Origin of the sequence: Bacillus sp. MYb209 (assembly GCF_002975175.1) — a bacterium.
Classification (GTDB): Bacteria; Bacillota; Bacilli; order Bacillales; family Bacillaceae_G; genus Bacillus_A.
In genome coordinates, this window is sequence record NZ_PCNZ01000022.1 from 1 (window position 1) to 24,249 (window position 24,249).

General features: G+C 35.1%; 21 protein-coding genes, 1 pseudogene and 2 riboswitches. Of the genes and pseudogenes, 5 read left to right on the forward strand and 17 right to left on the reverse strand.

What is annotated here, in order from left to right:
- Positions 1–93: 93 nt before the first annotated feature.
- Positions 94–1,731 (reverse strand): M20/M25/M40 family metallo-hydrolase, encoded by a 1,638-nt coding sequence (locus CQZ94_RS23240; protein WP_105587272.1) that lies wholly within the window; start codon positions 1,729–1,731, stop codon positions 94–96.
- A gap of 75 nt (positions 1,732–1,806) precedes the next feature.
- On the reverse strand, positions 1,807–2,556 hold the full coding sequence (locus CQZ94_RS23245; protein WP_105587273.1) for an IclR family transcriptional regulator: 750 nt from the start codon (positions 2,554–2,556) through the stop codon (positions 1,807–1,809).
- Positions 2,557–2,820: 264 nt separating this feature from the next.
- On the opposite strand from CQZ94_RS23245, the gene CQZ94_RS23255 reads away from it, so the two are divergent.
- The 4 genes from CQZ94_RS23255 to CQZ94_RS23270 all read left to right on the forward strand — a co-directional run bounded on the left by CQZ94_RS23255 (position 2,821) and on the right by CQZ94_RS23270 (position 8,095).
- A complete protein-coding gene (locus CQZ94_RS23255; protein ID WP_105587275.1) occupies positions 2,821–4,245 on the forward strand; it encodes an amino acid permease in 1,425 nt (474 codons plus the stop codon).
- Positions 4,246–4,964: 719 nt separating this feature from the next.
- Complete coding sequence (locus CQZ94_RS23260) at positions 4,965–5,894, forward strand: phosphotransferase (protein WP_105587341.1); 930 nt, start codon at positions 4,965–4,967, stop codon at positions 5,892–5,894.
- Positions 5,895–5,938: 44 nt separating this feature from the next.
- Complete coding sequence (locus tag CQZ94_RS23265) at positions 5,939–6,286, forward strand: VOC family protein (protein WP_105587276.1); 348 nt, start codon at positions 5,939–5,941, stop codon at positions 6,284–6,286.
- Between the two features lie 462 nt (positions 6,287–6,748).
- On the forward strand, positions 6,749–8,095 hold the full coding sequence (locus CQZ94_RS23270) for a short-chain fatty acid transporter (RefSeq protein ID WP_071744162.1): 1,347 nt from the start codon (positions 6,749–6,751) through the stop codon (positions 8,093–8,095).
- 40 nt (positions 8,096–8,135) lie between these two features.
- Here CQZ94_RS23270 and CQZ94_RS23275 read toward each other — a convergent pair whose 3' ends face one another.
- The 3 genes from CQZ94_RS23275 to CQZ94_RS23285 all read right to left on the reverse strand — a co-directional run bounded on the left by CQZ94_RS23275 (position 8,136) and on the right by CQZ94_RS23285 (position 9,455).
- Entirely contained in the window at positions 8,136–8,489 is a 354-nt protein-coding gene (locus CQZ94_RS23275) for a group-specific protein (protein ID WP_105587277.1), read from the reverse strand.
- A gap of 3 nt (positions 8,490–8,492) precedes the next feature.
- Entirely contained in the window at positions 8,493–8,882 is a 390-nt protein-coding gene (locus CQZ94_RS23280; protein WP_105587278.1) for an SWIM zinc finger family protein, read from the reverse strand.
- A 252-nt stretch (positions 8,883–9,134) separates the two neighbouring features.
- Positions 9,135–9,455 carry a hypothetical protein gene (locus CQZ94_RS23285; RefSeq protein WP_242238068.1) on the reverse strand — a complete coding sequence of 107 codons (321 nt, stop codon included), beginning with the start codon at positions 9,453–9,455 and terminating at the stop codon, positions 9,135–9,137.
- A gap of 40 nt (positions 9,456–9,495) precedes the next feature.
- A riboswitch (SAM riboswitch) is annotated at positions 9,496–9,594 on the reverse strand.
- Positions 9,595–9,716: 122 nt separating this feature from the next.
- Here CQZ94_RS23285 and CQZ94_RS23290 point away from each other — a divergent pair.
- Positions 9,717–9,908 (forward strand): hypothetical protein, encoded by a 192-nt coding sequence (locus CQZ94_RS23290; protein ID WP_105587279.1) that lies wholly within the window; start codon positions 9,717–9,719, stop codon positions 9,906–9,908.
- A 30-nt stretch (positions 9,909–9,938) separates the two neighbouring features.
- Here CQZ94_RS23290 and CQZ94_RS23295 read toward each other — a convergent pair whose 3' ends face one another.
- From CQZ94_RS23295 to CQZ94_RS23350, 12 genes and pseudogenes are all read right to left on the reverse strand, one after another.
- Positions 9,939–10,661 carry a YwiC-like family protein gene (locus tag CQZ94_RS23295; protein ID WP_105587280.1) on the reverse strand — a complete coding sequence of 241 codons (723 nt, stop codon included), beginning with the start codon at positions 10,659–10,661 and terminating at the stop codon, positions 9,939–9,941.
- A 184-nt stretch (positions 10,662–10,845) separates the two neighbouring features.
- Complete coding sequence (locus CQZ94_RS23300; RefSeq protein WP_105587281.1) at positions 10,846–11,547, reverse strand: ECF transporter S component; 702 nt, start codon at positions 11,545–11,547, stop codon at positions 10,846–10,848.
- Positions 11,520–13,181: an ABC transporter ATP-binding protein gene (locus CQZ94_RS23305; RefSeq protein WP_142395919.1), complete on the reverse strand. Its 1,662-nt coding sequence runs from the start codon at positions 13,179–13,181 to the stop codon at positions 11,520–11,522. Before CQZ94_RS23305 ends, CQZ94_RS23300 begins: the two co-directional genes overlap by 28 nt.
- Positions 13,154–14,032, reverse strand: coding sequence for an energy-coupling factor transporter transmembrane component T (locus CQZ94_RS23310; protein WP_105587283.1), 879 nt, complete (start codon positions 14,030–14,032; stop codon positions 13,154–13,156). Before CQZ94_RS23310 ends, CQZ94_RS23305 begins: the two co-directional genes overlap by 28 nt.
- A gap of 23 nt (positions 14,033–14,055) precedes the next feature.
- Positions 14,056–14,868, reverse strand: a complete 813-nt coding sequence (locus CQZ94_RS23315; RefSeq protein ID WP_105587284.1) for a DUF4430 domain-containing protein — start codon at positions 14,866–14,868, stop codon at positions 14,056–14,058.
- Positions 14,869–14,992: 124 nt separating this feature from the next.
- On the reverse strand, positions 14,993–16,735 hold the full coding sequence (locus CQZ94_RS23320; protein ID WP_258166037.1) for a DUF4430 domain-containing protein: 1,743 nt from the start codon (positions 16,733–16,735) through the stop codon (positions 14,993–14,995).
- 353 nt (positions 16,736–17,088) lie between these two features.
- On the reverse strand, positions 17,089–17,574 hold the full coding sequence (gene rraA, locus CQZ94_RS23325) for a ribonuclease E activity regulator RraA (protein WP_105587286.1): 486 nt from the start codon (positions 17,572–17,574) through the stop codon (positions 17,089–17,091).
- A 270-nt stretch (positions 17,575–17,844) separates the two neighbouring features.
- Positions 17,845–18,693 (reverse strand): endonuclease I family protein, encoded by an 849-nt coding sequence (locus tag CQZ94_RS23330; protein ID WP_105587287.1) that lies wholly within the window; start codon positions 18,691–18,693, stop codon positions 17,845–17,847.
- Between the two features lie 453 nt (positions 18,694–19,146).
- Positions 19,147–19,503 (reverse strand): ATPase, encoded by a 357-nt coding sequence (locus CQZ94_RS23335; protein ID WP_105587288.1) that lies wholly within the window; start codon positions 19,501–19,503, stop codon positions 19,147–19,149.
- 216 nt (positions 19,504–19,719) lie between these two features.
- A pseudogene (locus CQZ94_RS23340) lies at positions 19,720–20,601 on the reverse strand (5'-methylthioadenosine/S-adenosylhomocysteine nucleosidase).
- A 176-nt stretch (positions 20,602–20,777) separates the two neighbouring features.
- A riboswitch (purine riboswitch) is annotated at positions 20,778–20,881 on the reverse strand.
- Positions 20,882–21,369: 488 nt separating this feature from the next.
- On the reverse strand, positions 21,370–21,846 hold the full coding sequence (ybaK, locus tag CQZ94_RS23345; protein ID WP_105587289.1) for a Cys-tRNA(Pro) deacylase: 477 nt from the start codon (positions 21,844–21,846) through the stop codon (positions 21,370–21,372).
- A 225-nt stretch (positions 21,847–22,071) separates the two neighbouring features.
- Positions 22,072–24,234, reverse strand: coding sequence for a serine hydrolase domain-containing protein (locus CQZ94_RS23350; RefSeq protein ID WP_105587290.1), 2,163 nt, complete (start codon positions 24,232–24,234; stop codon positions 22,072–22,074).
- Positions 24,235–24,249: the final 15 nt, after the last annotated feature.

The window sequence follows — 24,249 nt, forward strand, 5'->3', positions numbered from 1 at the left end:
ATCCATGTGTGCACATGGTCTTTTTTACACTGTCTACCTAAAGGGGATAATACCATTACGGTCCTTTTTTCTATCTCTCTTATACAGACACTATCACTGTGTAACTTTATTAGAAACAAGTAATTTTTCAATACATATAGGCAACATATCTAATAGCGTTTCAAATGCGTAATTTACGTCCAGACGCTCCGTCCATTGATGTGCATCTTTTCCTACTGGCCCCATATTTAATACTGGAACGTCAAACACTTCTAATTCCTTAAGTGGAATCGAATAACCTTTATCCCATAATGGCATATTGTCTACAAGGGAACTCATTGAATCTAATGGGTACTGCAAGCCCACATAGCTCAAATCTGAAATTCCTCCAAAATAATTTTGATTTTCAAATGTAATGCTATGATTATAGTGGGCATACTTTTCCATTTCTACAACTACCTCTTTAATTAAAGGATTGTTGCGTGAACTCACAGCTGGATAGTACGGCGGAGCAAAGAAAAGTACAATCATCGGAGCCTTTTCTTTACATAAGATAGCTAATTTGTCTACTAAATCAATGGTTACCGCACGATCATCTTTATCTTCTCTATTTTTTATAATATTAGATTGAATTTCCTCTAATTTTTCTTGTCCATGTTGTTCAATTGCATAAGTGATAAGCTCTTCATATGTTAATACATTTACTTTAAGATTAGGCGGTATGAACGGATTATACCTAGAAAAATGATACGCTCGCTCCTCATACGATTCTTCGATTTTCTCTGCTACTTTCGTTACCTTTTGACGTAACAACGAAACTACATCTGTCATCGTTTTTTCTAGTAAAAACAAGTTAAATAATGTGACAGCACGATGAGGAATTTGTACAGAATAATCCTCCTTTAAGTCCCTTTGAAGCAAGTTAGTTGGTGGAGGACTCGCTTCCCCTTCTACAATATCACAAAGGTCCGTATTCAACTCTAATTCTGCTGTTAATAATGAAGCCATATAACTCCCATTTAATCCTGCAAAAGGTTCGCCTACATGTGTCTCTTTTCCATAGCAAAGGAAACCAGGTAACACCTTCCCAATAGAACCAGTATAAATATACTTATTTTGATCACCAGGATGCCTTGAAAACATAGGCTCTGAATTTAGGACCGTTTTATATTCTAAGTCATGTTCTCTTGCTAAATCTAATAATCTCGGAACAGCAGCCCTCATCCCTACAGAGTTCACTTCTTCATCTGGAACAGCCAATAAAAGAACATTCCCATCAAATCTTCCTTCACAAGCTTGCTCAACCATCGCCATTTGTAAAGCTAGACCACATTTCATATCCATTGTTCCTCTACCAAATAGCCAATCTCCTTGTTCTATATCTTCCCGTACATGATCTGGTAGCTCATCTTTATGAGAATAAAACATAGATGTTAACTTTTTAGGGTTAAATGCATCTTCTTTCCACACTCCGTAATCTTGTACATCTACAACATCAAAGTGGCTAACAAGAATTACGGTATTTTTCGTACTATCGCTTTTCTTTACTAGGGCTGTAACAAAATATCTTCCATCCCCTGTCGGATTTTTTTGCAAATGATGCGGATTTTGTTTGAAATACTGTAAGTCAGCTAATTGTTCTACAACAAAGTCTGGCAATATAACTTCAGCTTCTGAACCTGTAATACTAGGAATTTCAACAAGATTGCTTAATAATTGAATCAATTGTTCTTTAGATTGCCACTTTGACATATAAATCCCCCTATTTTTCCGCATTATGAAATTCATTTCCAATATATGAATAAAAAATGACGACAGCAATCAAAATTATAATTCTGATGTACTGCCGATTTTTATTGATATTTCATGAGCAGCTTGTTTTACCTTACTAATAAGAAAAGATAGTCGATCATCATTAATGCGATGACTAATTAACCCCACACTTAATGCTCCTACTACTTTATGATTAAATCCGATAATAGGTGCAGCTACTGATGCTGTCCCTTCTGTTTTTTCACCATAACTCACAGCATATCCTTCATTTTTTATCTGCTTTATTTGATCAAGAAGAATTTGCTTTTGTTCTGGTAAAGAAGAAAGTAAATCTTCTACAATGTATTCCATTTCATTCGTTGTCATATTAGCAAGCATCGTTTTATTTGCGGCGCCAATCGAAAGAGGAATCTGTTCCCCTAAGTTATCGATAACTCGAATTTTTAAAGGGCTATCAATTCTTTCAATGATAATAGAATGTGTTCCATTTGGAATGTTCAAATAAACACTTTCTTCAACTTCAGAGGCCAAACGCTTCATCACTTCTCTTGCAACAGATCTGTAGTCTACCTTCTCCAATTGACGTAATCCTATTTCCATCCACATTGGTCCAATCTTGTACTGTTTTGTTTCTGAAATTTGCGTAACTAATCCATGCTCCATTAGAGAGTTCAGTAACCTATGTACTGTACTAACCGGGAGATGTGTTCTATCAGCTATATCAGAAATAGCCCAATACTCTTTTTCATTTGTAGAATTCAGTAACTTAATAATACCTATCGCTCGATCAATGGACTGTACCATAACTCGCCTCAACTTTACTTGTAGTATGTTTAGCCTAATTAACTATCAATTTATCAAAAATTCAAACTGAAATCAATTAATTTATTTAATTTTCTAAAAATAGAGATATAACACTAACAGCAAGTTGAAAACGCAAACAAAAAACTGTTGACTTTTCTTCTTAATTATCTGAAAATTATAACAAGATTTCACATCACGGAATACATTCCATAATACGGAAAAACATCGAATTTCATACTACCAATTATGAAAGTGAGGAAAACAATGACGCAAGTAAACAATACAAAAAATGAATTAAAGCGCACGATGAAAAGTAGACATTTATTCATGATTGCACTCGGTGGTGTGATTGGAACTGGGTTATTTAACGGATCTGGTTTTATAATAAGTCAAGCTGGACCTGGTGGATCCGTACTTGCCTTTATGGCCGGTGGATTATTAATGTATCTCGTTATGCTATGTCTTGGTGAGCTTGCTGTAGCAATGCCAGTTTCAGGTTCCTTCCAGGAATATGCCACTAAGTTCATCAATCCCGCAACTGGGTTTACCATCGGATGGTTGTATTGGCTAAGCTGGGCAAATACGACTGGTCTTGAATTTACAACTGCCGGTATTACAATGCAGCGATGGTTTCCTGATATTCCTGTCTGGGTTTGGTGTTTAATATTTGGTGTTACAATATTCACTATTAACGCATTATCCGCTCGTAGTTATGCAGAAACAGAATTTTGGTTTTCAAGTATTAAAGTATCTGCCATTATTGCTTTCATTATTCTTGGCGGCGCCGCTATGTTCGGCTTTATTGATTTAAAAGGAAACGAACCCGCTCCGCTTCTTTCAAATTTCGTAAATCATGGTGGTTTATTCCCAAATGGACTCGCCGCTATCTTATTAACAATGGTTACAGTCAATTATTCCTTCCAAGGTACAGAACTTGTTGGAATCGCAGCAGGTGAAAGTGAAGATCCAGCAAAGACTTTACCTCGCTCTATTAGAAATATAATATGGCGCACAATGTTTTTCTTCGTCTTAGCAATCTTTGTTCTCGTGGCTTTAATTCCTTGGGAAGAGGCAGGATTAACAAAGAGTCCGTTTGTTGCTGTATTTGATAATATAGGTATTCCATATGCAGCTGATATTATGAACTTTGTTATTCTTACTGCTGTTCTTTCTGTCGCAAACTCAGGACTATACGCTGCAACTCGAATGCTTTGGTCATTATCAAAAAATGATATGGCTCCAGCCTTTTTAAAGAAATTATCATCACGAGGGATACCTCTAAACGCTTTAATCTTGACGATAGCTATTTCTGCTTTTTCTCTTTTGACAAGCGTTGTAGCTGCTGAAACGGTTTACTTATGGCTGATTTCAATTTCTGGAGTCATTACAATTATTGTTTGGATGTCAATTTGTGTTTCTCAATTCTTTTTCCGTAAACATTATTTAGCCGAAGGTGGAAAATTAGAAAACTTAAAATTCAGAACTCCACTTTATCCTCTTGTCCCAATTCTCGGTTTTGGATTGTATGGCATTATATTAATAAGTCTTATCTTTATCCCAAGTCAAAGACTAGGAATCTATTGCACTGTACCATTTATCATTTTTTGCTACACCTACTATCACTTTAAGATTAAGAAAAAAACTGCTAATAACACTCCTACAGAAACTAAAATTAGCGAAACTTCGTAATACTATACTTAAAATCCCGCACATTGCTTTTACTTTGTGATAAGAACCATAATTTTGCCAAAACGGCAAGCTTATGGTTCTTTTTGTTTGCGGCAAACATACGCTTCCAGGATTTGAAGAATATTTTTAATGTCGCTTTTAAATAAAGTCACGGTGTTTATAAAAAAGACGCGATGTTTTGTCCCTTTGGATCTGTTTATCTAAAGAGATGTTTTTATAGTGAAAAGAAGATCTGAACTGAAAGGCGGATTAAGGAACTGCTGAGTAGCAATAAAGTTACTCCACTAAAGGGCCAGATTGTTGAGGAACGTTTCCAGGCAATTAGATTATTCAAGTTTGAATAGACCATTGAGATTGCGAAGGTTTTCACTTAAATTGACGGGGCAGTAATACTCAATTAAAAATAATGGTAAAGTTAGCGAAAAGAAGAAGGATTGAAAATCGTATAGATTCATTCATTGTAATACATTTTAAGTTTTTGTGTGGCGAGGTATTTGAGAAGTAAGAATGATTTCACCAAAAAAACCATTGGAGCTCCAACCGGTTTTTATATGACTATTTTTCCAGACCTAATTTAACATCATAACAAATTATAAATAAACAGTCTATACTTTTGATTAGATTTTTTATATAGTTTGATTGACAGCAAAATCTAAGAAAAGGGGTGTTATTCATTGAGAATCACTTGTCACCTTGATCAATCTGATTTACAGGAGTATATGCAAAAGGTCTTTGGTACCAGTTATTTGGTTTCTAGTGTAACGAAAATGCATGGCGGTGCACAAAAGGTAGTCTATAAGATTGACTGCAGCAATGGATTTTCCTGCGTTCTGTATGTTTGGGATATTACCATGAATTATTTTCAAGAAGAAATAGCTAACGGAGATATACATGAGCAATCCTATAGTAGTGATTTATTTGAATTAAATAACAAGTATTTAATCCAACAAGGAATTCAAACTCCCCTTCTATATGATCTGAATACGGAAAGAAACCGTTATCCTTATGATTATGCTCTCGTTGAATATGTAAATGGACAAAAGGCAGAAGTTTATTTTCAACATTCCGATTCATATGTTAAAGATAAAGTGTTTCAGCGGATAGGAGATATGCTGGCGGACATGCATACCAACGAGAGACTTACTCATGGGAGAGCGAATCAAAGTGGGATCAACACGGAAAAATGTCATCACTTGCAAATGAAGAATGCAAAAAAAGATTTAGATTACGCATGCCAACATATTGACAGCATCAGGGCTAGTCATAGCAATCTACTCGATACATTGTACGAGCTTGAATCAAAAATTGAACCAAGAAGTCGTTATGGATTTATACATGGGGAACTCGGCCCTGATCATGTATTAATTAATGACAAACTAGAACCTTATTTGATTGATATCGAAGGAGCCGAATTCTTTGATATTGAGCATGAGCACAGTTTTTTGCAGTTTCGATTTGGGGATTATTATCGATATTTAAAGAATGATGCTCTCGATCCCAACAGGATGTTATTCTATCGATTCCATCATCATATATCCTTAACTTCAGGCGGGTTGAGATTGCTTCACAGAGGATTTCCGAATCAACAATTTGCAAAAGATCTAACCGATCACCATTCTCTTTGTGCACTGCGTTTTATTGAAGGTTGAACTTATGTCATTAAAAATTAAAAGATAGACAGGAGTTAAATACAATGATAAAAGGTTTCGGAGGAATATTTTGGAGAACTAAGAATCTTGATGTTATAAAAAAATGGTACAGTGAAGTGTTGAAGATTGAAATAGAAAATTGGAATGGGACTGTAATTAAACCCGAATTAGGAACTGAGACTATCTTTTCTTTCTTCACCGAAAATGACAGTTATTTTCCAACAGAACAACAAGTGATGTTAAATTTCCAAGTACATAATCTAAACGAGACTATTCAGCATCTTGAACAAATTGGTGTACCTCTTGAAAAGAAAGAAGAGATTAGTGAATTTGGAAAGTTTATTTGGATTAAAGATCCTGAAGGCCGATTGATCGAACTTTGGGAGAAATAGCCGGTTGTAATCATTTGCTACTAAGCTAACTAGTGCTTTAGTTCAATAAAAAAAGTTGATTCCTTTGAAGTGCACCTCCGATTATTAGACACAGTCTAACAATCGGAGGTGCACTTTTTTAATCTAAATTAATACTTTTAATAAAATCAAAATGATCTTCATCAGCTAATTTATCGATATAACCTGTTATATACAGATTTGCTTTAGATACTTCCGTATTCTTAAATTCAGAATAAAAATCAGGAGAAAATGGTACTTCTAAAACAATAATAGTAGCACCCTCGCTTAATTTAATAGTCTAAGTTTACATGCCCTTATTTTATCTATCCAACTTAGTATAAGCCTATCCATTTATTAATAAATTACAATTATCTTAAATATCTGAATTTTACATAAATTAAAGGTTATCCCCCAAGCAACCTCGAACATTGTAATAAACATACATAAGGAGGTTGATCTATTTTGTTTCGTTCATTTACAAATGGATGTGTTGCCCTTGTGCAGCGTTTCTTACCAGAACCGTTTATTTTATCGTGTTTATTAACTGTTTTCGTTATCTTCTTCGGCATGTTTGCAACGCACCAAACACCGGTAGAAATGATTACGCATTGGGGCAATGGCATTTGGGGACTTCTCGCCTTTTCTATGCAAATGGCTCTTGTACTCGTGACAGGATCTGCATTAGCAAACGCTCCTCTTATTAAAAAAGGATTAACGAAAGCAGCGAAACTACCGAAAACGAATGGACAAGGTATTATTGCTATTTCAATCGTAAGTTTACTAGGAGCATACATAAACTGGGGATTTGGTATTGTTGTCTCTGTTTTATATGCAAAAGAAGTCGCAAGACAGTTAGAAGGATTAGATTATAGGTTAGCAATTGCTTCTTCCTACTCTGGATTTCTCATTTGGCATGCAGGTCTTTCTGCTTCTATCCCTCTTACATTAGCAACAGGCGGCGAAACGTTAATAAAAACGACAGCTGGAAGTATTAAAGAAGCGATTCCAATAACAGAAACTTTATTCTCGCCATATGCTCTCGTTCCAGTTATTATCTTTTTAATTACGATGCCTCTCATTAATAAAGCAATGCATCCAGATGAAAAACATACAATTACAGTAGATCCAAGTGTGTTCCATGAAGAAGCTGCAGCTCAAGAAGTAGAGCAAAAAACATTCGCTGAAAAAATGGAAAATAGTATGATTATTACACTTTGCATCGGGTTATTAGGTCTTATTTATATTTTTAACTATTTTAGTACGAAAGGCTTTAACCTTACACTTGATATCGTTATTTTTATGTTATTAATTGCAGGCCTTATTTTCCACCGTACTCCTATTCAATATATTCGCGCTTTCTCTGACTCAACTAAGAGTGCTTCAGGTATTTTACTTCAGTTTCCGTTCTATGCTGGAATTATGGGCATGATGATTGGAGTAAATAGTGAAGGGCTTTCGCTTGGAGGAGCTATTTCTACTTTCTTTATTAGTATTTCAAATGAAACCACATTCCCGCTCTTTACATTTTTAAGTGCTGGCATTGTAAATATTTTCGTTCCATCTGGAGGCGGTCAATGGGCAGTGCAAGCACCAATTATGATTCCAGCTGGCGCTGAACTTGGTGTACCTGCTGCGAAAACAGCGATGGCAATTGCATGGGGCGATGCTTGGACAAATTTAATTCAACCTTTCTGGGCATTACCGGCATTAGCGATAGCTGGTTTAGGCGCTCGTGATATTATGGGATTTTGTGTTGTTAACTTACTATATGCAGGATTTATCATTAGTCTATGTTTCTTATTTATTTAAACGGAAAGCTAGTTTTATACTAGCTTTTTTATATAATAAATCATTCGTTATCTATACAGCTTATTACCTTCCTCCACTCTACCTCTGCATGATTTAATGCTTCATATATAAACAAATCTTCACACACCTTTTCAATCATATGAGGATTGTTCTTAAGGAAATTCCACTGCAATACTTTAGGAAGAAAATATGTTTCATATTCTTTACTTCCCTTTATTACCTCATCAACTTCTCTTTCACAAATCCCTCTTATTAAATAATCATTTCTTAATTGTACCTGAATTTGTTTTAACGTTTCACTACACTTCTTCAATTGGACTAAACACTTAATATACGTACGAAAAAGTTCGTCATCATAATTGCAACAATTTATAATACGATCGATTTCATTCATAAATTAAATCTTCCCTTTCTTTAACATCTCCTCTACGATTTGCACATTTTTCGAACTTTGTAATAAACGATTTAATACTGTTAGTAACTCTTCTTTTTCTAAACCATTCAGTTGTTCTTTAACTGTACTCTCACCAGCACTTTGAATATCATAAACGACCGCTGCCATATGCTTACAAAAATTCTCATAAGGACACTCACAGCTACTTTCTGTAAAATCTTCAAGATCAATAATCACTTCATAATTCCCTGCATTTCCAGTAACGAAAGCAAATACTTTCTTGTCGTGTATTTCAACATCTTCTACATGTCCTTCTTCATAGTATTCATGCCCTCTATCTATAATGTACTTTGGAATCCATTTCGTTATATCTTTTAATAAGTAAGCGTACATAACAACACCCCTTCCTTTAATTCCCTTTTGACTTCAAAAACCCTGCATGTTATTCTAATAACTGTCAAGTAGCGAGTCTACGTGACAAAACGACTGACACCTATTCGGCGAAGGTGTCTCTTTTCATTTGCAGCCGATATGAAGTGCCTCTTTCAGGCACATTCAATCTTTGACACTACACACTCAACACCATTCCCTGTATCAGGCTGCTTTAGCAGTCTTTTACTCTACATACTTCAAAAAAAAGAGAGCTCAGCTCCCTTTTCCCGCTTTATAAAGTACCCCTTTTTCAGCATAGAGATATTCATCATCAGCTAAAGTAATTTTCCCATCCAGTTTGAGTTCATCTAATAATCTTGATAAATAAAATTGATGTAACATTTTTTTAGTGAATTTTCCTTCATGATGCGAAACGATATGTTCTTGAATATCTAACAATGATATTGGCTTATCCTGCTCTATCATATATTCATAAACTGTACTACGCAGTTTTACGTATTTTTCGAGTGTCACAGTACTTCGCAACCCCTTTCTTCTTATTATATGTTTTCGTAATCGGTTTTTTTGCAACAAAAAAACCTCTCCGATAAGAAGAAGTTACGTATATATCTTCGTCTTATCTCCCAGAACAAATATGTTCTGCTGGAATTAGCACCTGCATCGCGGTTGCTGGGTTTCATCGGGCCAGTCCCTCCACCTCTCTGGATAAGAAAATATTCACTTAAATCTTACTATACGTAATTTCACTTTAATTGTCAAACAAATACAACAAATTATATTTTCTTCCTTACTGTTCATACTATACATATATGAACATTCAAGGAGGATTATGAAATGCATCAAAATGCTCGCGGCTATGTACAAGATTCTTTTCAATCATTACAAGAAGCAAAACATTGTTTAGAAGAAGCACTACAAACTGTTGAAGAAGATTTTAATCGCGCACGTATTGAACAATCCCTTTACGCTGTAGAGCAAGCCCTTCAACGTTGCGATTACACCGTTCACATTTTAGAACAAGAATGAAAACTTCCCATCAAAAGATGGGAAGTTTTTTCAAATGGCATACTTCATCATTATTGCCGTTATTATTAAAAAATATACAGAATTAACAATTTCTAAAATCCCTACTTTTAATATAGAAATCTTTTTGCCATACAACATAATGGCCCGAATTACACTTGGTACAAATATGAGTGAACACCATGGATTTATAGTAAATACGATTACCGTTAATACAATATGATATCCCCAAGATATAAAACGATACTTCGGATTATTTTTTTCACGAATCATCGTTTTCACATAAAACGTACTTCCTAAAAAATATAGAAATGAAATAAGCGCAATGAATAATGCTGTTCTATCAATAAATTTCATTGAGAAATAATAACTTATTAAGCCGCCTATACAAAACACTATAATCGCGCAAATGTCATTTAGTAATGCTCGTTCATTTTTTTGACGAGCGTAATACATATTTACAATAAACAACGGAATCATTAATACTGCGAATAAAAGAATTCGCCATTCATATAATAAAGAAATCATCCCAAATACAAATGCAATGATAAAATAAACAATTGTAGCGTGTAGAAATTCTTTTTTTCGTCTTTTCCTTATGTACATGAGAAATGGATAAGTAGCTAGATAGATAAAGAACCAGGCTAAAAACAATGGGACATGATAAAAAGTAGGTTTGCCAAGTAATACACTTAATAGAAATGGAATAACAAGCATCGCCCATGCTCCATGCTGTTTCGGAATAACTAACTTCATTAACTATACACCTCCCTCTTGAAATTAGTTCTCACCTGCTATTATACAAATAATTTCATATAATAACGGATATATATTGAATCTATTTTTTGACAATAAAAAATGCTTCTTACAATATGTAAGAAGCATGAAAGAGGCAAACGAATATGTAAGTCGCGACCCTACCTTATATGAATATGCTTTTCTATGTCACCTTATGCTCATCTAATATACCGTATTTCTTTTTAAATCTTGTGAGGATCGTAATCCATGACGTACTAAATAACAGAAGGAAAATAACATTCGATATCGCGTGACTAAGATCGAAAGAAAAACTTGCGACATAGTAGGCAATAACTGTCTCCCACGTTGCTTCCTGTATAAAACCAAGAAGACCCCAAAAATTCATAATCCAGCCAAATAAAAATCCAACGACGAATCCGTACAACAGTCTTCCCCACAGTTTTTTCATTAAAAATGTATTACGTAATAGCCCAGCTATAAACCCGATCATGCCCCAAGAGAACATTTGCCACGGAGTCCACGGACCTTGTCCTAAAAAAATGTTAGATACAATAGCCGCCGTTGCCCCAATCATAAAGCCAGTTTCACTCCCAAAAACAATTGCAGAAACGATAATGACAAAAGAAGTCGGTTGTACACTTGGTAAAATAGAAAATGGTACCCGGCTAACCGCTGCAATCGCCGCTAACACAGCAACGATAACAATTTCACGTGAAACAAACGACTTCCTTTCAAAACGGACGTAGAAAGGTAGCATAATGACAGCTAATAAAAACAAACTACTTACCATGTAATACCCGTCCATAATAAGAGTCGTAAAGAGTAGTGTACATATTACAACGGCAAAAATAAATATTATAAATGCAACATATCGTTTGGACACGCTTCGTACACATCCTCCCACGTTAATGCAAATGGCAACTCTCTACGGATGAATCGGTTAATAGATGTTGTATAAAAGAAGTTACCACTAAAGAACTCTTTCGGTGCATCATTCATAATGACCTTCCCGTCAAATAACATCATACATTGATCAACGTATTTCGCTGCAAACTCAATATCATGCGTTGCCATTACAATTGTTGTACCTTCTTTTTGCAACTGTTTAAATAGCTCTCCTACTCTTTCCTTTTTCCATGGATCTAGTCCCTTTGTCGGCTCATCCAGTAATAATAAAGTTGGCTTTGATAATAACGTTGTACATAATGCCAGTAATTGTTGCTCTCCGCCGCTACAATCATGTGGATGCCGCTCTTTAAGCGAATCTAACCAGAACTTTTTCAACATCTCTTCTGCTATTACTTTTCCCTCTTCGCCATATAATTCACGCGCACGCTCATAAACCTCTTCCCATACTGTATCAAATGTAAAATGATAGTACGGATGTTGCGATACATACCCTATACTTTTAAATCGTTCTTTCGAATCAATTTTATGTATCACTTTTCCATTCCACTTTACCTTACCTCTTCTAGCTTTTTGCAATCCTGCTAAAATAGTTAACAGTGTAGACTTCCCGGTTCCATTTTTCCCAACTAGAGCTGTCCATTTTCCCTTTTCGATGTTCACTGTTAAATCTCGTAAAATAAGTGGACTATTTTTTTCATATTGAAAAGATATATGTTCTGCACTTAAAATTACTTCTTGCTTTTCACATTGTTCTACTTGCCCATTTCTATATGATATCGCTGAAAAATCATTCATTTTCATTTGCGCTTCTCGCACTGTAAATGGAATATCTTCTACATTCCACTCTAAAAACAATCTTGGAATTTGCGGAATGAATGGACGGAACTTTTCTACTGCCCACATGTTCGCTATCACACTTTTAGGAATATCATCGTAAACAATTTTCCCGTTATTCATACAAACGACACGAGTCGCTAGCGACATCACTTCATCTAAACGATGTTCACTTAAAACTATCGTAATTCCAAGTTCTTCATTAATACGTTTTAATAATCCTAAAAACTCTTTTGCAGCAATCGGATCTAGCTGAGCTGTCGGTTCATCCAGTAATAATAACTTCGGCTGCATGACTAATACTGCTGCTAAATTTACTAGTTGTTTTTGACCACCAGATAAAGTATGAACAGATTGATGTAACAAATCTTGAAATCCTAAAAAGCTAATGAGTTCCGCTATTCTTTTTTGAATAATATGTGATGGTAGCCCGATATTTTCTAAAGAGAATGCTAATTCTTGAATAACTGTATCCATTACGAGCTGATTTTCTGGATTTTGAAATACCATACCAATTTCTTGTGCAGATAATAAATCTGGTACATCTTCTAATAAAGCACCATCATAATATGTATGCCCAGAACGCGTGCCAATTGGAAGTAACTCCTTTTTGAAATGTTTCAATAAAGTTGTCTTCCCAGAACCTGAACCACCAGCAAGTACTATAAATTCTCCTTTTTGAACAGAAAGAGAAATATGCTGTAACGCTTCTTCATTTTCATCAGCATATATAAATGATAAATTCTTTATTTCTGTATGCGCCACCATATCCATTCCCTTCCTTCCATTACAATCGGTAAACTAATAAACATCATAAATAGGAAAAACATCATTCCATCGTATTGCTGGAACAGTATTGATTCCACTTTCGGATAAATGATCAATTTCCCTCCACCGTAATAACTAAATATGAATGAGGCTATAAATAGAATACTTAAATAACTTAGCGTGTACCAATCGCGTCTTTCCATTCTATACCGAATATAAGTCGTACGCTTCGTTACACCAAACCCACGAGCTTGCATAGAATCCGCCGTTTGAAGTGCATCTTCTAACGAACAAACTAATAACACTTGCAGTAATTGCATTCCATTTTTTATACGCTCAATGAGTGAACCTGAATCTAATTGTACACCTTTCGTTTTTTGGACGAGTGTAATTTTCTTTAATCTTCGTATAAATAAAGGAACGAACCGTACTGTAATCATCGTTAACAATGCAACTTTCGGTGAAATTCTTGAAAACAAATATAAAAATTTATGACTCGAAATAATATCGTTATAAGAAGCAAACGTAAACATAATCGCAACTAATAATAATCCCATAACAAGTCCATACATACAGGCCTCAAGCTTAATCCGGCTATCCCCTAAATGAAATAACGTAGTCGCTCCTCTATGTGTTAATAAAGAATTAAATAAAATTACCATAAGAAAGAAAACGATTGTACCCGGTAACATCTTTCTTATTTTTTCGCTATTCCCTTGCATGATATTTATAATAACGATTAGTATAATTGCTCCAATTAAAAAAAGAGGATGAAGACACATCATACATAGTATCATCACCCCAATATAATAGAAAAAATTCACAAAAGGATGTAAAGCAGAAAAGCTTATTTTCATAGTCCTTTACCGAAGATCCTTTCCTATTTTAATACATACACCCACTCGATTGTATCTCCTGGTTTTACTTTAACTACACCAGCACTATAGTTTGGAAAAGCACCGTTCACACGGTATTTCCATCCACTCGTATCAGTAACATCTTTTTCATATAAATTATTAATACCTTTTACATAAATATCACCTTTAGATCCCATTACATCAAGTTCTAATCCTGTGCTCTCTAGCACACTATAAACAGTGTCGCCTTCTTGTACATCAACCTTCTTCGCACCTAATAAATATCCTTCATTTCCTTTTACTGAGATAGTAACTTGTTTCGCTTGCGGTACTGGTACTGGATCTGGTTTTGGTGGTTCAGGTTTTGGTATTGTCGGAGTTGGTATGTTTTTCTCCTCTTTATTCGGGTCTACTTTTTGTTCCTGCTTTGGTGTTTCTTTCGGCTGATTAACAACCTTTGCTTCTTCTTTAACCTCTGGAGCTTTCGGTTGCTGAGGTTTCTCTTCTTGTACTTTTTGTTGTTCCGGTTGTTTATTTGCAGCAGGCTGTTCCTTTGGTTTCTCTTCTTTCTTTACTTCAGGTTGTTCCTGCGCTTTTGCTTCTTTTTGTTTCTCTTCTACTTTTTGTTTCTCTTCTACTTTTTGTTCTTCTTTATCTTTCTGCTCTTCTTGTTGTTTCTGTTCCGGTTCAGCTTGTTTCTCTTCCTGTTTCGCTACTTCTTTTTGCTCTTCTTGCTTCGGTTCTGGCTTCTTCTCAGGCTTTACAGCCGTTTCTTCACATCCGGCTAATAATCCCAATGAAAGAACTAAAGAAATGAACCATTTCATCTTACTCATGCTGCCCCTCACCTTTCATAATAAAGTGAAACTTTAATGAGTGGAGATTTTGTTCATCCCCACTCATTATTAGCCCTCACCTTTTATAATAAAATTAGGAGCAAATGATTGCTCCTGATTTTTGTTAAGCTGCTTTACGTCTCCATAATACATATGCAGAAGCAATACATAATACACCCATACCTACTTGTGTAGCTGCACTATGAGAAGATGCTCCTGTTTGTGGTAATTGATTCTTATTCTTATTTGTTTCTTTATTAACTCGTTCGTTATCTACAACAACTTTTAGATTTTCATCTTTTGGTTGTTTTTGTAACTCTTCTTGTTGTTTCGGTTGTTCTACAACTTCTTTTTCTTCTACAGTTGGTTCTGGTTCTACAATTGGTTTCGTATCGATTTCATTCTCTACTACATTTGACCAATCATAAAACGATTTTCCAAGCTCTTTAAACTGAAGTAACGCTAAAAACGCTTGCTCTGTAGCCATTCCACTACCGTTTTGATCACTTGGTAACCATTTGAACTCACCATTTGGAAGCTGATATGACATTAAATTTTGTACTGCTTTATTAAGACGATTGTGATCTACATCTTTAACTAACGATAGTCCAATAATTGCTTGTGCAGTACTATTAGAATTCTCTTGTCCATCAGCGGCAAAACCACCATTGTCTAACTGCTGCTTATATAAGTAATCCACAGCTTTTTGAATAGCTGGCTTAACGTCTTGTTGTTCTTGATAAGGAGCTAATGCTGCTAATACCATACTTGTTACATCAACGTTACTAGCACTTTCTTTACTACTTGAACTATCATATGTCCAGCCACCGTCTGTATGCTGCGCTTGTAAAAGTGCTTGTACTAAAGCAGCTCGATTCCATTTCGCTTCAACTGGAACCTCATATTTCTTTGTATCTAATGCAAGTAATGTAAATGCGTATCCTGTAACGGAATTCACTTTATCTGATTCAAATAAATTTTGTACTAAATTTTGTCCCTCTACCTTTGTAGGATCTACGTTCATTGCATTCATCATAATAATCGTTCTAGCTAAATCTGTTGCTGAAAAACGATTTAAACGCTTCTTAACCTTTTCAGCTACTGGCTTAACATAGTTTATTTTCGTTTCAAGTGGAACATTTACACCTGAACGAGCAAGTCCAATCGCAACCCAATCACTACCAATTCCATCTTGTAACATCTTTTCTGATGTTTTAGAAATCGCTTCGTTTAATTGTGTTGCTGGAATTTCGACTTTCTCTTGATTTGGTTGTTCTGGTGTTTTATCTTCTAGTTTTGGTTCCTCTGTGTTACCATCTGGTTTTTCTGTTTTCGGTTCTTCTGGTTTTGGTTCCTCTGGTTTACCATCTGGTTTTTCTGTTTTCGGTTCCTCTGGTTTTGGCTCTTCTACAGTTTTACAAGTGCCAAATTTATCTAACGTTTGTTGCAATGTTTCTTGACTCATATTGCTCCAGTCTGCAACGTAACGAAATGCAACAACATCCCCAGACTCTAATTTATAACTATCCGCCCCAACTTCTGCAGATTTGTCATTTACATCATACAACCAACCGCTCGTTGCTCCGGCCATTAATCCATCGATGCCCTTTATATACGTTCCAAATGACATACTTTCAGATGTTACTTTGTCACCCATGACTTTTTGTAGCAAACTAAAAGCCGTTTCTCCATCTTCAATGGAAACTTCTTTTGGACATAACATAATTCCTTTTTGTGATTCACCAATAATTGCAAGTTTCGCTGTCTTTCCTTCAGCAAACGTAATATGTACTGTATTCGCAAAAGAAACAAATACAAGTGCCACTGCCATTAATGATGTAAGCAGCCATTTCTTTAACATTGCCATCCCAAAATCCCCTCCCTTTACTAACATTTACACAAAAAAAGACCCTTTAAGGGCGTGCGGTTGACACTCTCTTTTTGTAAGTGTCGAACAAAATGTACAACACCTCCTACCCGCATTATTCGCGGCTATATTTGTATAGGAAAAATAATTTCGTTTATGAACGCACCATTGTGATAACATTCACTTTTCTAGGCAAAATTTACTTCCAATCAAGTTATCGTAAAACGATAAACCTATACATTCGTAAATTTTAAATTTCTGTATTATTTTACTATTGACAAAGAATTTTGTCCATGCTTTATCGGATTTATTTTCTAAGAATAATAGCTTAATAAGCTTCCATTAAATAGAAGTCACCCCTCACTATGTAAGCTTTTATCACTAACAATAATTCCATCTTCATCTACATAAACATATTCATTCGGTTTCCATTCAACTTCACCAAATTGCAATGGAATATTTCTTTCTCCTTTTCCTTCTTTTATACTTCTATTTGGCATCGTCCCTAATGCTAAAATACCGATATTAATAGTTTTTAGCTCCCTAGAATCACGAACATATCCATTTACAATAATTCCTGCTAAGTTTCTTTCTTCCGCAATAGCTGCTAAATTATCACCGAGTAACGCACAATTTTTAGAAGCTTCACCATCAACAACTAATACTGTTCCTTCCGGCAGTGTTTGTAACCCCTCTTTTACTAGTACATTATCATCCTTCACTTTTACCGTTGCGATTTTCCCATAGAATTGTTCTTTCTTCCCATAAGATTGAAAAGACTGGCGACATATTTGTAATTCCTGTTCAAATTCATCACATAGATCCGTAGTTTTCCACATCTCTTTCCCTCTTTTCTTTTCCTTTTATATTACATATTCTTGGATTTTTTTCGTTTCCCTGTCTAATGTTGCAATAATTTGTATGTACGGTGAAAGTCATATACAAATGAAGGAAAATAAAGCTTACCACTTGAAACTATTGCTTTAAGTAAAAAGCTTTATTATAATCTATTCCACTCCTATGAAAACCATTTGTTCTAGCATAAACATAAGAAGGGATTGATCATAATGATCAATCCCTTCTATCAAAGTATAATACCTTTAAACATCTTAGTTCCAAATTTTATTCACCCATTCAGGATGATCAATAAAAGGATTGCGATTATGTTGATATTTTGTAAAAATTACTTCATTACGCTTTCGCTCTAAATCATCGACCGGGTCTTGCTCATTCCATTTTAGTAAAACAGATAGTTTCCCCATGTATGGATCTTTATTGTTATTCACCTTTGCATTTAGTTCTAAGTCTATTTCGCCGTTGTCTCCTTCGTAACGAACAGCCATGTAAAACAGCATTCTAGCAATATCTCCTTTTACATTATCACGAGGTTCCCAAGAATCACTATCATATTTACATTCCGTCGCTTCCGAATGATTCACACCACCATTATCAAAATCCAGATTTCCACGTGAACTGTTTACAGATACATCCGTCGCTCTTAAATGATGCAGATCTGTTCCAGGTCCTGCAGCCGTTCCAAAATCACCGTGAGATTTTGCCCAAACATGCTCTCGGTTCCAGTTATCAACTCCTGAACCATTCGTAAATTTCCCTTGCGAACGCCCAGTATATAAGAGTAACACATTATTTTTATTATTTGGATCTTCATCAGTATCTCTTAGCGCTTCCCAAACCGCACTGTATGATATCTTTGTATGATTATCAATAACATTATGAAGTTCCTTCTTTAATTCTAAACCCGTTTTTCCTATAGCGTTATTATAATATGTATCGTCATAGTTTTTTACAGTAATCTCTTGTGCTGAAAACGTATCTACTTGTGAAGAGGCAGAAACTACTTCACCATGTATGATATCTGTGAATGATAGAGATGCAGAGCCTAAAATAAAAAATGAAGATAGTGTAACCATAGCAAGTTTTGTGTTTCGGAACTTCATATACCCATTTCCCCTTTAAAATATAATTTGAATTGATTAATCAAAAGAGCCTATGTACATAGTTTCTTCTTCATCCTGTTCTCCTAAATTTCAGTTTCATCTATTACATAAACAATTTCACTTTTCACAAAGAATATTCTTCTCTAGTAAAAATCATTAAACTATTCTCTTAAAGTAAAAAGTAGTTTAATGATAACTTATAAATTTCAATTTTTTTATGCAATTATACATATTTGTTGAATCTCTCATAAAAACATTTTGAATAAAAATCATTCAAAGAAAACCGTGCAACAAAACATATAGAGTCTAGGACAGAAATAATAAAAATCAAGATGATAGCTCGACTTTTCCTTATTTCCATAACCGTCTTTATTTTTTGTGTAAAACCCTTCTTCCTCTGAAGAATAAGTACAAAAATAGATTGGATACCATGTAGGCACCAATCTATTTTAATTAAAGAAACTGTGTTAATTCTGAGTTCACAACACGTTGTGCAGTAATGATAACACTTTCAGCTGTTATTCCATAAACACTATATAGTCCACCAGGTTGATTAGGAACAATTTGAACTTCATATTCAAATGCTTGTCCAAAAGCAGGATGAACTAAACTTAGAGTTTCAATAACAGAAGTATTAGAATTCACATTGAAGTTTACCTGTTCAATTAATACTATTGAACCGTCAAGTCTAAAAACTCTAGCTACTCCAGTAAGTGGGCCCGCAGTACGGTTAAGGATTTTCACCCTAACTCTATTTGCATTAGCAGGTTGATTTCCCAAGTTTTCAATAGGACCCGTAGTAAAAGCCATATTACATTCACCTCCATTATATTATTATGATATTCACTATTACACATTAACGCTATAAACTAATTACTCAATTCATTTTAAATAAAAAAGCTCATTTCTTATCTTTTTTTAATAAGAAACAAGCTTTTCTTTTCCAACAACCATTCCTAAGATAGGTCTATCTGTCTCAGAAACTTTTGGAGTTACTTGACGTTTATGATAAGAATAGAACTGATTTTATTTATTTGGCATCAAATCTATATATTTTTTAACTACTTCATATACATATTCTTGATTTGCCGCTGCTGTATTTGGGTTGTATTTTCCGCCGTTTGTTTTATTGTTAGATAATACTCGAATCCCTAAGAATGGTACGTCATAAGCTTTTGCGATTTGCGCTGCGGCAGCGCCTTCCATTTCTTCTACAGATGTACCGTATTTTGTATGGAACCACTTAATTCTATCAACTTCATTATTCCAAACATCTGCTGAACCTATAGTACCTTCCACCACTTTACCTTTTGTATATTTATCTTTTACTGCATTAGCTGCTGCAAGTAAATCCTTATCTCCCTCGTAGTATCGGATTTTCTCAGCATTTGGATCTTCTCCTGCACTCCCTTCAGAAGCCATTAAGTCCATAGATATCCATTTTGTCGGTTCAATCCCTTGGTTCTCATCCATATTTGTTGTTTTTAATGAACCTATATTCGCGACTTTTTTTCCTAAAACAATATCAAATACATTTAAATTAGGATCATGTCCACCTGATGTTCCTTGGTTAATAATCGCTATAGGCTTATATTTTTCAATAGCCACTGCTGTAGCGGCTGCTGTATTTTCCATTCCTTTACCTGTTTTCGCAACGATTACAGGATAATTGTCTACAGTTCCTTTATAAAATACAAAACTCCCAGATTTTTCTTCTTTCACATTTTTTAACCTTTTTGCAAATTTTTCAACTTCTATTGGCATTGGGCCTTGAATTAAGATAGGGTTTTGAGTGCTTTTTGCCTCCGCTACTTTTTTTGGACTAGCATTACATCCTGCAAGTATTCAGAATGACAATGCGATAGTAGTTGCTAGGGAAGCATATTTTTTCAACAGATTTTTCTTCATAAATAATCTCTCCTCTTTCTCTTGTTGTTTCATATACTCGGGGTTTTGGTCCAAAGAAAAAAGTTCTAGAAATTGTAGAAGAATCTCTACTTTCTAGAACTACGGTAGTCAAAGTTAATTAAGCAAAAGATGAGACCATTGCTAAATTATAGATCGGCAGCGCTCAATACACCGAACGACCGAATACTTTAACCCGTAGTCCAGTTCTTTCATTGGGAACTAGGTAGAAACGCTCGGACCATATTACCGAGTATATACGAGTGATGTTATTTAAAATTATTATATTGATAATATAACAAACTATTAGTGAATACACAATAAAAATATGAACATTTTTATTAAATTATCTAAAAACGTTCGTTTTTGAATGGTTAACAGGTGAAAAATATTGTTTCCCAATGGATTCATCCACGAAAAACTCGAATTCCATATACTAAACTAGAATTAGTTCATTTATCAAAAATATGGAGTACAATGAGTTCTCCTTAAAGTTATATAACTGTATAGTGTTCTGTTGCAAAGTTTATTAAAGAATAGAGTTTTATCTTTTTCTTTCAATACACTTGATTTTAAAAATAATGAAGTTGCTTAATTTTAGAGGTTCAAGTAGAAAAATCCCACAACATATTTATAATATGCTGTGGGATTTTTATTAAAGAGTTCTTTAGAAATTAAGCCTAAATAAGGATTGTATTTCAAATTCATAGGTTTACTAACACTTCTTTTTTCAAATATGTAAGGATTCTATATCTCTTTAAATTTCACTATTTATTTCGTTACTTCTCCAAACTGCGCTCTCGTTACTTTCGCCAAATCTTCAACTTTAAGCTCAATTTGCACGCCAATTTTCCCGCCGCTTACAATGATCGTTTCGAGTGATTGTGCGCTCTCATCAATACATGTAGAAAATAACTTCTTCATCCCTACTGGTGAACAACCGCCGCGAATATATCCTGACACTTTCGTAATATCTTTTACAGGAATCATTTCAATCTTCTTTTCACTTACTGCTTTTGCGGCAGCTTTTAAATTTAGTTCCTCATCTACCGGGATAATAAACACATGATAATCTTTACTATTCCCTTGAGCGATAAGCGTTTTAAATACTTCTCTCACTTCTCTACCAATTTTGCCAGCAACTGAAACGCCATCAATTTTTCCATCATCCGGATCGTATGACATCATCGAATATTCAATTTTTTCTTTATCTAATATTCGCATTGCATTTGTTTTATCTTTTTTCATGAGGTTCTCCTTTTAATACATAGAAATTTATTTCACATCATTAATTTTCCTTTTATTATACACCTTTTTCAAATTCTCCTACAAAACTTCACATATTGTTCAATTTAAAGTAAAACTTTAATTATTAGGTTTTGACTCTAAACATCCTCAACTTAAAGGTACTAAGAGAGCAAAAAGAAAACCGACTCTCACCTTCAAATAAAAGGCTTGATGTCAGTTTTACATTTAACGTCCAAACTCCTTATTAAATATTTTATCCCTCCCCTCAATAACCTCCGGACCTACTGCATTGATAGCAGTTACTAAAATATGCTCTCCTCCAATAGGTCCACCGACCCTCGTTTCAAATCCATAAGTCCCACCAGCATGCCCCCAATATGATTGTCCGTCCGGTGTTTTTTCTTCATAAATTCCTAGTCCAACCTTACCTATAGGTGAATCTACTGTTTTGAACATCTGATCCATTAGCTCTTGATTTAGAAGCTTTCCACCCAACAGTGCACTGAAGAAGGTAGTCAAATCTTTCACTGTTGAAACCATATCTCCAGCTGCATTCGCCCATGACTGATTTATTTCTGTCAAATCATATAAACGACCCGATCTATCCATACTATATCCTGTAGCATGTTCACCTGGTATGTGCGGACTTGCTTCCATTACGAATGTCTCTTTTAACCCCAGTGGCTCAATGAATCTTTTTCTAATTTGCTCCGCATACGTATCTCCTGTTACCTTTTGAATAATCTTCCCAGCTATAACAGTATTTGTGTTCGAATAGTCCCAGCCCTCCCCTGGTGCAAATACAGGCGGCTTTGCAAGTGCTAAACTGATAAGTTCATCGGTACTATAGTAACGAAATGGGTTTTGGGGCAGTGTAAGATCTCGCATATCCTTATCTATATTGGTTGCAATTCCACTTGTATGATTCAACAACTGACGAATTGTAATTTTATTTCCATCATATCCGTTACCCTGTACGACTCCTGGCAACCATTTTTCGACTGAATCATCAAGGTTTAATTGTTTCTCTTCAGCCAATTGCAGTACAACAGAAGCTGTGAATGCCTTAGTAATACTTCCGATACGGAATGAAAAATTCGGTTCCACTGGGCGTGGTATTTCATAACTTGCCGTCCCTGTAGCGTGAGACCACCGCTTTCCATCCTTTAATCCGCCAGCTATAACACTTGGGATTTTTTTATTCGTTACTACTCGATCCATTACGTATTTAACTTCTTCTCTATGATTACTTTTCTTTTCCTTATCCGTAGGTTCCTTTTTTGATTTTGCTGCAAATTCTGAAGCTAATATATTGTTAATCTGTTTTTCTGCTCCTAATACATTAATGTTTATCGAGATAACATGTTGACCATCTTCCGTTCCACCAGCAAAGTTAGTAAAACCAGGAATACCACCACCATGTCCCCATACTTCAGTACCGTCTGGCAATTTTGTTGCGTGAATGCCAAGCCCATACTTTCCTAATGAGGTATCAACTGTGTTAGTCACCATTTCCTTCTGTATCTCCGGTGTCAGTAGTTTACCACTTAATAAGGCACGGAAGAACGTTGTCATATTTTCTCCTGTCGAAATCATTTCACCACTAGCATTAGCAAATGATGGATTAAACAAAGTAATATCTACTAATTTATCTCCCGTATTCAAGTAGCCACGGGCATTTTTTTTCGGAATATCCATCGAACTTCCAGGAAGGACCGTTTCTTTTAAACTAAGAGGTTCAATAATTCGTTTTTTTATCTGCTCGGCATATGATTCCCCTGTTATCTTCTGAATAATCAATCCTACAATAACCATATTCGTATTCGAGTATGACCAGCCTTTTACCGGTTCTAATTCTAAGGCACGGGAAATTAATTGTTCCGGTCTATAATTCTCACTTGGATTCTCTATTAATTTCGCTTTAAGATCTGGAGTCAAGTAATCCGCAATTCCGCTTGTATGATTTAATAATTGACGAATCGTAATTTTGTTACCATCATAGCCTTTCCCTTTTATAAGTCCCGGCAACCATTTCTCTACCGTATCATCTAGACTTAGTTTCTTCTCTCCAGCAAGCTGCAATGCAACTGTAGCTACAAACGTCTTCGTTGTGCTCCCGATTCTGAAAGCAGAGTCAGCATCTACCTTATGATTCCTCTCAATATTTGCTTCACCAGAAGCATATGACCAGCTCGCCTCTCCATTTTTTACAGTAACAATAACTCCTGGAATATTTGCCGCATCGGCAGCTTTATCAACAGCTTGCTCGGTTGATGTCTTTTTATTCACCGCTTGTATGTTTCCATAAGAAGGTATTGCTAGCGCTCCAACCAATATAGTTGCTGTTAAAGTAAGTGCAGTTCCTTTTTTAATGATGAATGATTTCATAATGCATCGCTCCTA

What these genes read in the sequence shown, in the direction of transcription:
- rraA (WP_105587286.1), bottom strand. Translation starts at nt 17,574, where the DNA reads ATGTGGAAAACTACGGATCTATGTGATGAATTTGAACAGGAATTACAA.
- CQZ94_RS23265 (WP_105587276.1), top strand. Translation starts at nt 5,939, where the DNA reads ATGATAAAAGGTTTCGGAGGAATATTTTGGAGAACTAAGAATCTTGAT.
- CQZ94_RS23320 (WP_258166037.1), bottom strand. Translation starts at nt 16,735, where the DNA reads ATGGCAATGTTAAAGAAATGGCTGCTTACATCATTAATGGCAGTGGCA.
- CQZ94_RS23240 (WP_105587272.1), bottom strand. Translation starts at nt 1,731, where the DNA reads ATGTCAAAGTGGCAATCTAAAGAACAATTGATTCAATTATTAAGCAAT.
- CQZ94_RS23255 (WP_105587275.1), top strand. Translation starts at nt 2,821, where the DNA reads ATGACGCAAGTAAACAATACAAAAAATGAATTAAAGCGCACGATGAAA.
- CQZ94_RS23275 (WP_105587277.1), bottom strand. Translation starts at nt 8,489, where the DNA reads ATGAATGAAATCGATCGTATTATAAATTGTTGCAATTATGATGACGAA.
- CQZ94_RS23335 (WP_105587288.1), bottom strand. Translation starts at nt 19,503, where the DNA reads ATGGCTTTTACTACGGGTCCTATTGAAAACTTGGGAAATCAACCTGCT.
- CQZ94_RS23260 (WP_105587341.1), top strand. Translation starts at nt 4,965, where the DNA reads ATGCAAAAGGTCTTTGGTACCAGTTATTTGGTTTCTAGTGTAACGAAA.
- CQZ94_RS23290 (WP_105587279.1), top strand. Translation starts at nt 9,717, where the DNA reads ATGCATCAAAATGCTCGCGGCTATGTACAAGATTCTTTTCAATCATTA.
- CQZ94_RS23245 (WP_105587273.1), bottom strand. Translation starts at nt 2,556, where the DNA reads ATGGTACAGTCCATTGATCGAGCGATAGGTATTATTAAGTTACTGAAT.
- CQZ94_RS23295 (WP_105587280.1), bottom strand. Translation starts at nt 10,661, where the DNA reads ATGAAGTTAGTTATTCCGAAACAGCATGGAGCATGGGCGATGCTTGTT.
- CQZ94_RS23280 (WP_105587278.1), bottom strand. Translation starts at nt 8,882, where the DNA reads ATGTACGCTTACTTATTAAAAGATATAACGAAATGGATTCCAAAGTAC.
- CQZ94_RS23350 (WP_105587290.1), bottom strand. Translation starts at nt 24,234, where the DNA reads ATGAAATCATTCATCATTAAAAAAGGAACTGCACTTACTTTAACAGCA.
- CQZ94_RS23305 (WP_142395919.1), bottom strand. Translation starts at nt 13,181, where the DNA reads ATGGATATGGTGGCGCATACAGAAATAAAGAATTTATCATTTATATAT.
- CQZ94_RS23315 (WP_105587284.1), bottom strand. Translation starts at nt 14,868, where the DNA reads ATGAGTAAGATGAAATGGTTCATTTCTTTAGTTCTTTCATTGGGATTA.
- CQZ94_RS23310 (WP_105587283.1), bottom strand. Translation starts at nt 14,032, where the DNA reads ATGAAAATAAGCTTTTCTGCTTTACATCCTTTTGTGAATTTTTTCTAT.
- CQZ94_RS23330 (WP_105587287.1), bottom strand. Translation starts at nt 18,693, where the DNA reads ATGAAGTTCCGAAACACAAAACTTGCTATGGTTACACTATCTTCATTT.
- ybaK (WP_105587289.1), bottom strand. Translation starts at nt 21,846, where the DNA reads ATGAAAAAAGATAAAACAAATGCAATGCGAATATTAGATAAAGAAAAA.